Below are 15,531 nucleotides of genomic sequence, written 5' to 3'. Positions count from 1 at the left end.
AAACATATTCATCAGATGATGGTCAAGATTAATCTGTTTAAGGGCCGGATATGGAGCGCTTTCTTCTTAACTCAACAGTACTGTTGGATCGGCTGAGTAACGTATCGTTGGATGAGGTATTAGTTGATGACGGGGTAGAGTCATCCGTGTTCCTTGCTCAATACGAACAAACGCGTAGTTTGCCTGATCATGTAGCCAAATCGGCTTGGTCATCCCTGGAACAGCAACTCAAACAGCGAAATATGAAACTTGGTCCGGTAGCGGCCTTACGCCTGATCGCTGAAAAATTTGTTAAAAACGAGAAAGATGGCCCCAGAATTGATCTTGCTTTGTTCTCAGAATGGCAAACTCTGATGAGCCGTGTGTCGTGCCTGCCGATTATGGCGTGTCATCAGGTCATTAATCCTGGGTCTACCAGTCAGGAATATCGTTTTCACTGGCCTTTATACCCTTATCACCCGACGGTTGAGGACTACATTACCCGTGAATGGCTGCACGAAACTCACCAGCATCTGAATGGCAGTACCAGTGCGGAAGAGTGTTGGCTGGATACACTCCGGCATCCAGAAGTGACCGTCAGAGATTTCGAGAAGGGTTGGGTCTCGCAAGAGATGAAACAACTCTGCGGCCAGATTGATTCCTCACTGACGCCCAAAACCTTCAAGGATCGTTTGCAGGTTGCCAACAATATTCGCGAAATTCTTTGTCGGTTAGCTCAGGGCGTGGAGTTGCCAGAGTGGATGGCATCATTGCAGCACCCGCAGCAGTTGGCGGACAGCACAATTCTGCATCAGGGCAAGGAGTACGGGTTTGCGACGGTTTGGCCAACGGACCACAAATATAGTCAGGAGTCTGAATTTTTCTGGCTAACCGGGGTATTGGAGAAATGGCGGTATGGTGCGCCCGAAGGATTGGAACGACTCCTTTGGATTTACTTGCTAATTCAGAACCAGTATTTGACGCTGCTGGTTCAGCGAGACGATTTTTTCGGTTTTGATCAGTTCCAGAAATACACCATGACGGAGCTGAGAGAAGAAACCGAGAAATCTTATTTGTCTCGTTTCAAACATGCGCATGGTTCCGGTGTGTATTCTCAGGTGCGTTATCTGGAAGGACGTTTTGCTCCGAAGAGCTACCCCAGCAAAATGCAAAAGCTGCTCTTCAGCGTTTTGCGTGGGTACTGGGAATACCTCAAATGTCATATAACCATGGACTGGGAGCATTCCCAGCCACTGAATATTACTCAGGTGCTCGATAATCTTGAGCAGGTTAAGCCTGGCAGTGTGTGTGCCGAGCTGGCGCTGGTGCCGCACTTTATTAAGAAAAAGCCCCAAAAGGATGAAGTCTATCCCTACGCGTTGCTGTTCAAGGATTTGAAGAATCAGGCAGCTATTCTGATGGACATCCTGAATCATGAACCACGCTTGACACGCTGGATTAGAGGAGTGGATGCCGCAGCTAATGAGATGCACGCGCCACCGGAGTTGTTTGGCCCATTGTTCCGGGTGCTAGCCAAATCAGGTATTGCTCATTTTACCTATCATGTTGGCGAGGACTTTCCGCATCTGATCAGTGGTATTCGATCAATTGATGATGCCTTGAGGTTTTTGCCGTTGCGGAATGGTGACCGTCTTGGTCACTGCACGGCGATTGGCATCAAACCTGGCATCTGGAAACGCTCTTTGCCATTGTCTTTGTCCATGACCAAAGAAACGCGATTGCTCGATTTGGTGTATATCTGGCGGGAACTTCGAAGTCATGCGGAACTGCTGCGTTACGCCAGTGATGCAGCGATTGAAGCGGTTCATTTGGCCCATGAGGTATTTTCGCTGGAAGAAGAAATCTCGATTAACACTCTTGATCAAGTGTTTGAGTTGCGGGGTGTGTTGGCTGAATCGGAAGGCCTGCTGGGTGAACTGGATGGGCCATTAAAACCCAAATCCCTCTGGTTGGAAGAGTACGAGCGTGCCAGAGAGTTGGCTAAAAAAGTGGGCATGAAAAGACCTCTGAAATTGTATGAGCAATGGCTTACATCTGATAGCGTGCGAAAACAGCGTGCAGAATACGTTGAAGTTGCCCTGGAATATTTGCCGGATGAGGCGTTAGTTTTATTGCAACAGGCTACGATGGCAAAAATGGCAGACCGAAACGTTGCGATTGAGTGCCCTCCGACCAGCAATACGCGTATCAGTCAGTATCGAGATATCAATGAGCATCATATCTTTCGCTGGATGGGCTTACCAAGTGAGGCGATTGAAGGTGATGTCCCTATGTCCATTTGTCTGGGATCTGACGATCCGGGAATCTTCGCAGCAGATTTGAAATCCGAGTTCTATCATCTGTTCGTGGTGTTAACCAGAAAGTTCGGTTTGTCGCCAGCGGAGGCTTTGAGAAAGGTTGCGGAGGTGAACGAGAATGGGCGGGTTTATCGCTTTCACGATGTCAGGTAGCGCACATACATCGAGGGTTTGATGACAATGCAATGCTAAATTAAAATGTGTTGTCTCATGCGAGACCAATACAGCGCATGAAGACGGGCCATCTCTCTAAAATCCACGCAATTGCGTGGATTTTTCATTTCATGGCGTCGCAATTCATCTCGTAACCACGCAGTCAACAATAAGTGCAACATCCTGATCTACTCCTAGCCAAGATCTCAAAAAACGCATGGAACTAAAAGCAAAAATAGCAGCGCTATAGTTTTATTCTGCTCTTATTGCTGGAATTTTTAATCACCAGTTCGATGCCCAATGTTGAACCAGCATTTGTCTTAAAAGGCTATGTTGAATAAATCAGATTTCAATAGCCTAATAACCTGCTTCTTTGCATAAGAGTTATTACCCACTCAGAGTTGGCCTTACAGCTAGCCAACTGCACTCTGCTCAATGCTGATGAGTCTGTCGCGTAACCCCATAGCTGTTTGAACATCAAATATTCCAAAAACTCCCTCAAAATGCTCATCGGTGAACGGAGGCTGGGCCAGTCGTTCCGGATTCATCGTACCGTTTTCCGTCAACCATTCAATGATTGTGTTGACGAACTGAATCTGCTGACTATCAAAACGAGCCTCATCGAGGTAATCGGCAAACGCGGCTTTGGCTGCATGGCGATCGAGCCCAACCAGTTCACGTATAAAAATCCCCAGAGGTTTATCGGGATGAATGGTTTGTTGGTAAGCCTCTGTGTTATCTATACCACTCGCCTCAAACAGCTTTTGATCCAACAGTTCAAGATCGAGTTTGGTGATGCGTTGCCCGCGACGCAACCTCTGAATAGTGAGATCATGCTGATGCTCCTTTACCCAAGATTCCACGCGCTTTCTGTACAGCGTCAACGCATCGCCGTCTGTAAAGGTGTAGGTCGATTTATTCTCATACACAGAGAGGATTTCATCACGAAAATTGGTATAGACCACACTCGTACTCTCTTTATCGATAAACCGGAGCAACAAACGCAAACGCAAACGCGTTGTCTCCAGGTCTTCAAGAGAAAGGTCCTGCCAGAAGTGTTGACTCAGCACATAATCGATCCATTTAATTTGTACTCCAACCAGAGGAATACTGGCTTTGCTTCTCAGCTTCTGTGCAATCTGCAGTAATCTGTCCTGCTGAGTATCGCTGACGCCTCGCCGCTCAAGCAAAGTCAGTTCCATCGTCAAAATTAGCTGGTCGAAACGCAATGCCAGTTCCTCTTCCTGCTCCTGTGCATCAAACGGTTCCGCTGCGCTAGGCAGTCGGGATATCTGACTTAACAGCTCACCCAGATGTTCGTCAGTTAAATCCTGCCAGATATCGGCTTTTTGATACTTCTCAACCAACTTACGACTTGGGCGCACAATAAAATTATCAAGGCTCATACCAGCCACACGATGATGAAGCATTGTTAACAAATATTGCCTGAGCTTATTCCCGTAATGACCGCTTTCCTCGTTATCTTTTAACACCTGCGCCAGCACCAGACGGTTTTCAAATAGCGACTGCGACAACGACTTACCGGTAGAGTCAGCGGCTCCCTCTGGGTTCATTTCGAAATATTCAAAGTTCTGGCAAATGTCGAAGACTTTAAATTCTGTTTTATCATCATCCGGAGTCACGGGGCCGAACAGCTTTTCGCACAACCGGGTGCCACGACCCAGCATTTGCATAAACTTGACTTTAGATTTGACAACCTTAAAGAACACCAAGTTGGCAACTTCAGGAACATCCACACCGGTATCAAGCATATCGACGGAAATAGCCAGCGTCATAGGAATGTTAGGGTCGACGGGTTCACGCTCACCTTTAAATTCTTCAATAAGGCTTTCGGCAAATTTTTCTTTATAGGTGACCGTGCGAGCAAACTTTCCTTTATATTTGGGGAAATGCTCATCGAACACCTGGTTGATAAACTGCGCATGGCGGTTATTTGCGGCAAAAATAATCGTCTTCGCCAATCTGTCACCGCCCGCGACTTTAATCCCTCTTTCCATCAGTATTTTGAGGGCCGCAGTGACAGTAGGCTTATTAAATAAGAATTCGTTAATTTCAGAAGGCAGTACCTCATCCCGGTCAACCAGCTCCTCATTACTTTCCCACTCTTCCTGCTCATTTTTGCTTAATTCACCGTATTTTATCCCTTGGCGTACAAAGCCCAGCTCAACACGAACGTCACGTGGCGGAACGAGATAGCCATCATCGATGGCTTCCTGCAGCTCATAAGCAAAGGTTGGATCATCGTCAGGCAACTGAAAAACATCGTAAGTATTTTTATCCAGATCGGCCTTAGGTGTCGCCGTCAAGCCCACCAGCAAGGAATCAAAATAGTCGAAGATATAGCCGTATTTTTTGTAAACCGAGCGGTGAGCCTCATCAACAATCACCAAATCAAAATGACCGACGCCAAACAAACGGCTGTCCGGCGGCGCACTAAGCAGGTTCATCATGGTGGGATAAGTCGACAGGTACAGACGCCCTTTCAGCGTGCTGGTTGCCCCACTCAGAATTTCCGGTGAGCATTTTGGCAACAGCTTTGAGAACTCTTTTTTAGCCTGGATCACCAGTGCATTGCGATCGGCAAGGAATAATGCATTCTTTACCCACCCCCCGCGCATTAAGAGGTCCAGCAGGCCGATAATCGTTCGGGTTTTACCTGTACCGGTTGCCATTACCAACAGCGCTTTTCGCCGACGCTGCTGGTCAAATTGCTCACACACTGCCCGGATAGCCTGCTGCTGATAAGGGCGCTTATAGCCCGCGATGCTGGTGTCGATCTCAATACTGTTCAGGCTCTGTGCCAGTTCGCGACGGTCAATAAGTCGCTGCATTTCATCCCTGGATAAAAAGCCCTGCACTTTTCGCGGTACATAGTTCAGATCGTCCCAGAAGAAGATCTCATAGCCATTGGTAAAATAGATAAGCGGGCGGCGACCGCCAAAACGAGAATCTTGCTGCAGGCAATCGGCATAAAGTTCAGCCTGACGCTTCCCCTGCTGCACATCAACCGTGGTACGTTTAGCCTCAACCACCGCCAGCGGCTTGCCGTCTTCTCCCCACAGAACATAATCAACGAAACCATTTCCCTGCAGATTTTGGCTGGAAAGAGGCATTCCTGTGACCGGATATTCGCGATCGCGATTATCCTCCAGCAACCATCCCATCTCTTTCAGGTATTGGTCGATAATAAAGTGACGGGTGTCAGCTTCGTTGTAATTATGGCTGTCCTTAACTTCAACGTTTTGCAGCTTACGCTCAGCAACACTTGCTTTAAGCTGTTCCAGTTCCTGGCGCAGGCTGGCATTTTCCAGTTCACGCTTTTCTTCTTCACGTTCCTGTTGGCTATCCCGATCTTCAAGCTGTTGTTGTAACTCTTTGAGCTTTTGTGCACTGAGGGTAATCAGCCCGGCATCAACATGGACCGTTTGCGGAACATTTTTAAGATCAAAAATCTGATTGCTGACAGGTTGATTTGCGGTATAGGTGCGGTAGAGCCAGTAAAGAACATGGTGCAACTCTTTCAGGGCTTGCGTGGCGACAGCCGCACTCACTTTCGCGGCGCTGTGCACCGCATTATTTCCCGACTTTTGAATGGCTTTAATTTTAGGGAAAATACTGGAGCCCACCAGATCGCGGAAATCAGGCTGGTTAATCAGCGTGTTAAGGCTGGAGTCATATTTAGGTTTTTGCAACCCTCTGTCGAATTCATACATCCAGTGAACAGCACGTTCCAGCGTATAGCGGCTGTAAAAGCAGCAGGTCCGCGGATCGCTGCTCAGCATTTTCTCCGCCTGCTGAGCATTTAGCTGAATTTCTGACCATTCACTTAAGAAAGCAAAATTCGACATCGGGTATCCTTACTTATCAGGCCACTTTTTTGAGGTCCAGTTTTCCGGAGAAGGCGCGTTGCATTAGAGCGTTGAACTGTAATTCAAGAGTCAAACTCAGTTCCTTTGCTTCTGCAATTCTATCCTGAATAGCTTTCGCTTTTAGAACATACTCATCTTGTATTTCTTTTGGAGGAAGCACAATGTCTAGTGATTTTATTGTCCCCAGATTCAACCCATCCATGATAGCCCCCTTATTACTTCTCTTAATTTGCTCTATGACATGAGTATTCCATTTAAGAGTATCAGCTATAAAATAAGGATTAGCCTTATTTTTATCAAGTGTTAAAACTGCTAGGTGCTTGGTGGAAATTGCAAGCGGTATATCGGCAGGAATCACAGCAACCCGACCAGTCGTCCCCATGATGGTGATGATTACATCATGAGGAAGAACAGTATATCTTTTTAATTTTTCATACTTTTGTTTTGTTATGAAACGCCGTTCAACCCAACGAAACTCATTTGAAACCGCATTGTCAATACCGATTACGGCAACACCAGCAGAGACAAATTCTGAATGTTTTAAATCACTGCCAAATGGACCTGTACGCATGCTGTTTTTGCTTGTATCGCAAAGTTCTGAAATGGTGTAACTACTCCAGTTAGAATGTTCTTTTGCAGATATTCCCACACTAGATTCATAGACAGCTTGAGCCAGTGCGTTGAGCTCATTTTCTATTTTACGAGATTGATTCAACGATAGAAAAACCCTGTCCAACATATCTACAATGCCTTCTTGGATATTAAGAGGAGGTAGCTGTACTTGAAGATTTTTCAAAATATTAAGGTTAATATTTTTTTGTGCCACACCCTCTGACTTATCGGTGATTTCTTTCAACTTCGACTTAAGAGAATACATAAGAAAGCGATTATTAACCGAGTCATTACATTTTATACCAGCAATCGCCTGATTAGTCGCCATTTTATCACCTAAAATAGCAACCCTACCAAGGGTAGCAAAAATAGATATTATTACAGTACCTTCATCAAAGATCTTAGCTGAACTATTATTTAATCCTTCTAATGTGATTTGTTCCTTAGTTTCCTGTACAAGGGAGAAATCACTATAATCACTTATAGCAAGCCATTTAATTCCGCGGCCCCAATATGAAGAGTTACTTCTAGACGGCGTTCCGCCAGAATAAACAGTACCTAACTCGCCAATTTTCACCATCGGCCAACTCACAGCATCTTCTCCAATTCAGCAATCCCCTGATCCATCGCCTTTTGCAGTTCTTTGATCCGCTTCAAAATCACCGTTGGAGAATCGTACTTCACTTCCTCATACACCGTCTCTTTATAACGGTTGATGCTGAGATCGTACTCTTTCTCCACAATCTCGCTTTTCGGGACAAAGAAGCTTTGATCGGTGCGCTTACGGCTAATCTCTTTATGCGCATTTTGCCAGCGCCACAGGACGTCCGGGATATTGCTGAGTTTGTGATTCGGTAATTCTGAAGGAGCCTGCGCGCCTTCCACAGCCTTCTCATCAACGGCGTCCGCTTCGGTGGTCAATGCCTGGTCTTTAATTAGCGGCGTACGCTTATCGTCCAGCGAGAAGCCATCAGCCTGCATATCATAAAACCATACGTCATCCGTCCCGCCGCTGTTGGTTTTGGTGAAGAATAGAATGGCGGTGGAAACACCCGCGTAAGGTTTAAACACCCCAGAAGGCAGGGAAACCACCGCATCCAGCTTATGCTTTTCCACCAGCGTTTTACGAATTTCACGGTGCGATTTTGTCGAACCAAACAATACGCCGTCTGGCACAATCACGGCTGCGCGTCCACCCGGCTGCAGCATGCGCAGGATCAGCGCCAGGAACAACAGCTCTGTTTTCTCGGTTGGGTCTTTTTTCTTCTTCTCTTCGCCGCCTTCTGTCTTAACGACTTTCTTTTCGGCTTTTTTCGGCGATTTGCCCAGTGCGGTCAGCAAATCTGGCGACAGTTCATCGTAGGCCACGCTGCCCTTAAACGGCGGGTTAGCCAGGATTAGAGTGAATTTGTCTTTAATGTTCTCTTCGCCGTAATCCATCAGGCTGTCGCGATATTCCACAACAGGGTTATCCACGCCATGCTGCATCATGTTCATGGCGCCAATGCGCAGCATCGACTGATCAAAATCGTAAGCATTGAACATCACATTATGGAAATGGGCGCTGTTTTCTGGCTTCATTAACGCAGTTTTATGGTGTGTGCGCACATATTCTTCCGCGGCCATCAGGAAGCCACAGGTGCCGGAAGCCGGGTCACAAATCACATCGCTGCTGTCGCCACCAAGTTTTGGCTCGGTCATATTCACCATCATTTTGATAATATGACGAGGGGTACGGAACTGGCCGTTGGTCCCTGCTGATCCCAACTTGCTCAACATGTATTCGTAGAGATCGCCTTTGGTATCACGATCGTCCATTTCCAGCTTGTCGATCAAGTTAACCACTTTATCCAGCATTGAGGCGCTCGGAATCATGAAGATGGCGTCTTTCATGTGGCGAGCGAATGCGCTTTGCTGACCGTGAATAGTCTTGATAAACGGGAAAACCTTGTCCTTTACAAGCTCAAACATTTCCTCAGGGTCAATGTTCTTGAATTTGTTCCAGCGGTAGTGCTGTTTGTCAGGCGGGAAAAGCGCGTTTTGCAGGCCACTGTTACGCAACAACGCCTGATTTTCACGCTGCATCTCAAGCTCATCCAGACGACGGATAAACAGTAGATAGGTGAATTGTTCGATAACCGAAGTGGGATTAGCGATTCCACCGGTCCAGAAGGAGGTCCAGATCTCATCAACCTGGTTGCGTAGCTTACCTGTTAACATATGATTCCTGATAACTTTTACGTCTCTGATATGGCGATCAGAGATGGCAAATGGAGTTTGGCCGAAGCCAGAGACAAGTTGTTCTATTGTACCAATGAAAAATGTTTCTTTGGCGCTTTTTCCCGTTAGAGCAACAGGAAAGATGAAGAAGTGAGCTAATCAAGTACTACAAGACTCCATTTCACGTATTCGTATGGTAGTTGCACAGTAACAATGAAGCATCACAGCAAATGAGTACAGCGGTGAGTACAAAGCATAATATAAATAAAAATTATATATAAATATCAAAAAAATAAATTAAGTAGCATGTTTTAACGTCTAAATAAGTTTTGTTGTCTCATGAGGTGTCAGAACATCTCATGGAGCTCACAAAACCCGCTAAAATCCACGCAGTTGCGTGGATTTTTTTATTCCATATTGTCTCATGGAAGCGCAGTCTAAAATGAGTACATAGATGTCTCACCTTCTTTAGCTGAAATTAAGCTTTGATTTAACATTAATTTGCTAAGGATGATTTGTTATAAGCCATGCATTTTCATTGTTAGACAGGGGGAACTACGGCTCTTATCTTCGTCATGATTTGTAAATTTTACGCAATTACTTGATGAGGGAGCAATTTTGTCCACCTTACTGACCCGCTTAAAAACAAAACCCACGCACTTTACCCTTACCCTCAAAATTGCCCTGCTCAGCAGCGTGGTGGCTTTCTCTTCTGCATCGTTTGCCGATGAAGCCTTAAAAGAAGGGATTACGCCAGCGACGGATGCTAGCCAGATCCCGGCGGCGGCAAAGCTGCGTAAAGACACTGTGGTGGCAGGCATTTCTGAACCGCAGGGTATTTTTAACCCCTATTTCTTTGTCAACGGCTGGGACGAAAACGTCACCAATGTGATTTTCTCACGCCTGATCGACTGGGACAGCCACGGTAATCTGGTGCCAGGCCTGGCGGAAAGCTGGAGCGTCAGCCCGGACAACAAGGTCTATACCATTAAGCTGCGCCCGAACCTGACTTTTAGCGATGGCTCGCCGCTGACCGCTGAAGACGTGGCGTTTACCCTGACCGTGCTGTATGACCCGAAATACGATGGCGATACTGATATCACCCTCGCCAATATTGCGGGCGGCGCGGAGTATAAAGCCGGGAAAGCCGATAGCGTCAGCGGCCTGAAAGTGATCGACCCGCTGACCTTGCAGGTCACCACCACGCAGCCAGGCGCGACAACGCTGGCGAAAATCGGCGGCCCGGTGCTGTCAAAAGCGTATTACGGTAAAGGGTATCAGCGCGGCAACCTCGATTATTTGCGTACGCTGCACGGCAAACCGCTGGGCAACGGGCCGTATGTCTATGAAAAATATATTCCGGGCCAGGAGATTCGTTTCCACGCCAACACCCATTTCTACCGTGGCACACCGCCGACGCCGCGCTTTATCTACCGCGTGACCAACCCGTCCACCAACTTCCAGTTGTTCCAAACCGGCGAAACCGATTATGACGCGTTCACTTCGCGCCCGGATGATATCGAACAACTGAAAATGCTGGGCTTCGCCAATATCAACCTGTTCGGCTCCAGCGACTACAGCAAAGTGGAATTTAACGTGCGTCGCCCGGCGTTACAGGACGTGAAAGTGCGCCAGGCGCTGATTTACGGCCTCGATCGCCAGAAGCTGATTGATGTGGTTTATCAGGGCTACGGCAAAGTGGCGATTGAACCTATCGCCCCGATTTCATGGGCGTATAACACCGACGGCGTGAACCCGTACAAATTCGACCCGGCGCAGGCGAAGAAACTGCTTGATGAAGCGGGCTGGAAACCGGGGCCGGACGGCATACGCGTGAAGGACGGTAAACGTCTGGAGCTGACGCTGCTGGTAAGCAAGAAAGTACTGAACGATGCGCTGATCCCCATCGCCAAAGAGAACTGGCAGCAGATTGGCGTGCTGCTGAAACCGCAGGTGGTGGATTTCAACGCCCTGATGGCGCAACGCAAAGCGGGCAACTATGACCTGGCCTCTTTCAGCACCAGCACGCTCAACGATCCGCATGATGGTGTGTGGGATTACTACAGCACAGAAGCGAAAGAGTCCGGCTATAACAATCCGCAGGTTGATAAGCTGATCAATGAAGGCAATGCGGTGCTGGACGTGGAAAAACGCAAACCGATTTATCACCAGCTCTATAAAGTGCTGGCGGACGATCCACCGGCGATTCTGCTGGGTAACCGCGAGATTCTGTCGGCCAGCAGCGCCCGCGTCAGCGGCTTTAAGCCGGATATCTACAACGGACTGACCGGTAGCCTGCCGGATGTGAAAATCGTCAAGTGACACTAACAACTGCCGGGGATCTCCGGCAGTTGTCATGAGAAAGCTATGCGAAATTTTATCCTCAGGCGACTGCTGCAAACCCTGCCAATGCTGCTGCTCGCATCCCTGATTATTTTTATGCTGTTCGCAAAAACGCCGGGCGACTTTATCGACGGTAACATTACCCTCACCGCCACCCGCGCCGCCGAACTGAAAGCCATTTATGGCCTCGATCAACCACTCTTCAGCCGTTATCTGCACTGGCTCGGCCAGTTGCTGCGCGGCAATTTGGGGTTCTCTCTGCAATACCAAATCCCGGTAAGCCAGCTACTTAACCAGTACATCTGGAACTCGTTCCTGCTGGCAAGTGTTGCGCTGGTGTTTTACTGGGGCATCGGGCTGGCGGTGGGCATTGCCTCTGCGCTGAAACCCAATTCGCTGTTCGATCATCTGGTAAGCGTGGTGGTGTTCGCCGCCATGTCATTCCCGACCTTTTTCCTCTGCCTGTTGCTGATTAAGTGGTTCGCAGTCGATCTGCACTGGTTGCCGGTGGGCGGCATGACCAACACTGGCAGCGACGACAGCGGCTGGGCGTGGGTGATGCAGGTTGCGGCGCATCTGGCGTTGCCGGTTATGGCGCTGGTCATGTTGCAGGCGGGCAGCCTGACGCGCTACTTCCGCGCCAGCATGCTGGACGTGGTGAAGATGGATTTTATCCGCACCGCGCGCGCCAAAGGGCTGCGCGAACGTACGGTGATCCTCAAACACGCGCTGCGCAATGCGCTGCTGCCGATCATCACCCTGCTCGGTTTTGAGCTGCCGGGGCTATTTTCCGGCGCGATCATCACCGAAAAGGTGTTTAACTGGCCGGGCGCGGGACATATCCATATTGATTCGCTGGCCGCCCGCGATTACCCGGTGCTGATGGGATTGACCCTGTTTCTGGCGGTATTAACCATTGTTGGCAACCTGATTGCCGATGTGCTGTACGCGTGGGCCGACCCGCGCATTCGCGTGAGGTCGTGATGTTCGGTTCCCTTTTCTCAACGAATCGCCGCCTGCGCAAGGCGGAAATTCCGGCGCTGGCGCAGGCCACTCCCTCTCCGTGGCGTCAGGCGTGGAAAGCGCTGTGCCACAATCATCTGGCGATGTTGTGTCTGGTTCTGCTGGTGGTCATGACCATCTGGTGCGTACTGGGGCCGGTGTGGTCGCCGTGGAAAGATGACGCCACTGACGCGCTGATGATCAATAAACCGCCTGGCGCAGCGCACTGGCTGGGCACCGATTTTCTTGGCCGCGATATTTATACCCGCCTGCTGCTTGCCGGGCGTATCTCGCTGATTATTGGCCTGTTGACCATGCTGCTTTCGGTGGCGCTGGGCTACCTGCTGGGCGCGATCTCCGGTTATGTCGGCGGCTGGACGGACAAACTGATTATGCGCCTTGCGGATCTGGTGATGACGATCCCCAGCCTGCCGCTGCTGATTGTCGCCGGGGCGATGTTGTCAGAGCTCGATTTCTCGCCCGATTCGCGCATCTACATGGTGGTGGTGATGCTCAGCCTGCTGGAGTGGCCAAAGCTGGCGCGGCTGGTGCGCGGGCAAATCCTCTCGCTGCGCGAACGCGATTTTATGTTGGCGACGCAGGTACTGGGCCTCTCTTCGCGCCGCCGCCTGTTCGGCCATCTGTTACCGAACACCATTCCCATTCTGGTGGTGATGGCGACGATGGCGGTGGCAAATGCCATTCTGATGGAATCTGCGCTCAGCTATCTCGGCCTTGGCGTCGTACCGCCAACACCGTCGTGGGGTAATATGATGGATGCGGCCAACAGCCTGATCGATTTTCAGCGTCGCCCGTGGCTGTGGATGCCGCCAGGTATCGCCATTTTTCTGACCGTCATCGCCATTAACGTGCTGGGCGATGGCCTGCGCGATGCGCTGGACCCGAAGATGAAACGGAGCCTGAAATGAGCGAGCCGCTAATTACCTTTAACAACTTATCCATCTCCTTCGCCAGCGAGCAGGGGCGCGTGCGCGCTGTGCAGAATGTCTCATTTGCCATTCAGGCCGGGCAAACCATTGGCGTGGTGGGTGAATCCGGCTGCGGCAAAAGCGTTACCGCCATGTCGCTGATGGGGCTGTTACCGCCGCAGGTTGCGCGTATCGACGGTGGAGAAATCCGCTTTCAGGGCACCGATCTGCTGCGTCTGAAGCCATCGAAAATGGCCGATCTGCGTGGTAATCAGTTAGCGATGATTTTTCAGGAGCCGATGACGGCGCTCAACCCGGTGCTGACCATCGGCGAGCAGCTCTGCGAACCGCTGATTCGCCATCGCGGTGAAACACCCAAAGCAGCCTGGGCGCATGCCACGCAACTGATCGCCGATGTCGGGCTGGCGCGGGCGGAGAGCCTGATGAGCAGCTATCCGCACCAGCTTTCCGGCGGCATGTTGCAGCGCATCATGATTGCCATGGCGCTAAGCTGCCAGCCAAAACTGCTGATTGCCGACGAGCCAACCACGGCGCTGGATGTCACCGTGCAGGCGCAAATCCTGCGCTTACTGCGTGACCAGGCGCGGGCGCAGCAGATGGCGCTGATGCTGATCACTCATGATTTGGGTGTTATCGCACAGATGGCGGAACACGTCGTAGTGATGTACGCCGGGCGCATCGTTGAGCAAGGTCCGACCGCCGACGTGCTGCGTACCCCGCTGCACCCTTATACCAAAGGGCTGATCGCGTCGCGCCCTGTTCCGGGTGAGCGCCGACGCCGCCTCTATTCGATTCCCGGCCAGGTGCCGGATCTGGCCGAACTGCCGCCGTACTGCGCGTTCTACGATCGCTGCGAACGCGCTACGCCGCAGTGCCGCGCGGGCATTCCGCCGCTGATCGGGCAAACGCGGCAAGCCGCATGTATTCACACTGAGTTAGCGGAGCCGGTTGCATGAGCCAGCAATATGTCATTGAAGTAGATGGTCTGAAAAAGCACTTCCCGCTGCGCGACGGGCTGTTTGGTCAGGAAACCGGACAGCTACGCGCCGTGGATGGTGTCAGTTTTAACATTCGACCCGGCACCATTTTTGGCCTGGTGGGCGAATCCGGCAGCGGTAAAACCACCGTCGGACGCACGCTGCTGGGGCTGTATGACAAAACGGCGGGTAGCGTGAAGTATCGCGGGCAAGAGTTGCAGGATTTGACGCCGAAACAGATGCGTGCGCTGCGCCCGAAAATCCAACTGGTATTTCAGGATCCTTACAGCTCGCTGAACCCGCGCATTCGCATTGGCGATGCGATCGGCGAAGCGATGCTGGAACACAAGCTGTGCAGCAAAGCGGAACTGCGCGACAAAGTGCTGGAGGTGATGAAAATCTGTGGCCTGGCGCCGCAGCATTACAACCGCTTTCCCCATGAGTTCTCCGGCGGCCAGCGCCAGCGTATTGGCATTGCCCGCGCGCTGATCCTCAACCCGGATTTTATTATCGCCGACGAACCCATCTCGGCTCTGGATGTCTCCATCCAGGCGCAAATCATTAATCTGTTCTCCGATCTGCGTGATGAGCACGGTGTCACCTTCTTGTTTATCTCTCACGATCTTGGTGTCGTGGAACATTTGTGTGATGACGTGGCAGTGATGTATCTGGGGAAACTGGTGGAAACCGCCAGCCGCGATGCGCTGTTCAGCCAGCCGCTGCACCCTTACACCCAGGCGCTGCTGGCGGCGGTGCCGACGCTCGACCCGGAAAGCGAGCCCGTGGCGGTGGTGCAGGGAGAAATACCCGATCCGTCACGCCCGCCCTCCGGTTGCCGTTTCTCTTCACGCTGCCCGCAGGCAACGGAACGCTGCCGCATTGAAATTCCGGAACTGCGCGAAGTGCGCCCTGGTCATCAGGTGGCGTGCCACTGGGTGGAGTCGGCGCAATAAATATGCTCTGGCATAGGTGGAGGTTTTTCAGATGCGCCTATAAGGCTTTGTTACCAGCCGCGCCCTAACAGGCGCACGCGATCTGACATTCGCATTAAACTTCGTTCCTTATGACCCGTAAACGCGCATCCCGG

At 50.5% G+C, this 15,531-nt stretch carries 9 protein-coding genes; 6 read left to right on the top strand and 3 right to left on the bottom strand.

The window, feature by feature from the left end; all coding sequences use genetic code 11:
• The first annotated feature begins 50 nt into the window (after nt 1–50).
• On the top strand, nt 51–2,450 hold the full coding sequence (locus tag IP582_RS10960; protein WP_193795959.1) for an adenosine deaminase: 2,400 nt from the start codon (nt 51–53) through the stop codon (nt 2,448–2,450).
• A 413-nt stretch (nt 2,451–2,863) separates the two neighbouring features.
• Here IP582_RS10960 and IP582_RS10955 read toward each other — a convergent pair whose 3' ends face one another.
• The 3 genes from IP582_RS10955 to IP582_RS10945 form a co-directional block, all read right to left on the bottom strand.
• Nucleotides 2,864–6,253, bottom strand: coding sequence for a DEAD/DEAH box helicase family protein (locus tag IP582_RS10955; protein WP_228007991.1), 3,390 nt, complete (start codon nt 6,251–6,253; stop codon nt 2,864–2,866).
• A gap of 82 nt (nt 6,254–6,335) precedes the next feature.
• On the bottom strand, nt 6,336–7,544 hold the full coding sequence (locus tag IP582_RS10950; protein ID WP_193795957.1) for a restriction endonuclease subunit S: 1,209 nt from the start codon (nt 7,542–7,544) through the stop codon (nt 6,336–6,338).
• Nucleotides 7,541–9,172: a class I SAM-dependent DNA methyltransferase gene (locus IP582_RS10945; RefSeq protein WP_193795956.1), complete on the bottom strand. Its 1,632-nt coding sequence runs from the start codon at nt 9,170–9,172 to the stop codon at nt 7,541–7,543. The genes IP582_RS10950 and IP582_RS10945 overlap by 4 nt, the downstream gene beginning before the upstream one ends.
• A gap of 618 nt (nt 9,173–9,790) precedes the next feature.
• On the opposite strand from IP582_RS10945, the gene IP582_RS10940 reads away from it, so the two are divergent.
• Genes IP582_RS10940 through IP582_RS10920 form a run of 5 tightly spaced genes read left to right on the top strand, consistent with a single transcriptional unit; the run spans nt 9,791 to nt 15,397 of the window.
• Nucleotides 9,791–11,494 (top strand): ABC transporter substrate-binding protein, encoded by a 1,704-nt coding sequence (locus IP582_RS10940; protein ID WP_193795955.1) that lies wholly within the window; start codon nt 9,791–9,793, stop codon nt 11,492–11,494.
• Between the two features lie 45 nt (nt 11,495–11,539).
• Complete coding sequence (locus IP582_RS10935; RefSeq protein ID WP_193795954.1) at nt 11,540–12,499, top strand: ABC transporter permease; 960 nt, start codon at nt 11,540–11,542, stop codon at nt 12,497–12,499.
• Nucleotides 12,499–13,446 (top strand): oligopeptide ABC transporter permease, encoded by a 948-nt coding sequence (gene opp4C / locus IP582_RS10930; RefSeq protein ID WP_193795953.1) that lies wholly within the window; start codon nt 12,499–12,501, stop codon nt 13,444–13,446. The genes IP582_RS10935 and opp4C overlap by 1 nt, the downstream gene beginning before the upstream one ends.
• Entirely contained in the window at nt 13,443–14,423 is a 981-nt protein-coding gene (locus tag IP582_RS10925; protein ID WP_193795952.1) for an ABC transporter ATP-binding protein, read from the top strand. The genes opp4C and IP582_RS10925 overlap by 4 nt, the downstream gene beginning before the upstream one ends.
• Nucleotides 14,420–15,397: an ABC transporter ATP-binding protein gene (locus IP582_RS10920; protein WP_193795951.1), complete on the top strand. Its 978-nt coding sequence runs from the start codon at nt 14,420–14,422 to the stop codon at nt 15,395–15,397. The genes IP582_RS10925 and IP582_RS10920 overlap by 4 nt, the downstream gene beginning before the upstream one ends.
• Nucleotides 15,398–15,531 lie beyond the last annotated feature (134 nt).

Origin of the sequence: Citrobacter sp. BDA59-3, from assembly GCF_015167655.1 — a bacterium.
Classification (GTDB): Bacteria; Pseudomonadota; Gammaproteobacteria; order Enterobacterales; family Enterobacteriaceae; genus Phytobacter; species Phytobacter diazotrophicus.
This window is presented reverse-complemented; position numbering and strand designations above follow the sequence as displayed.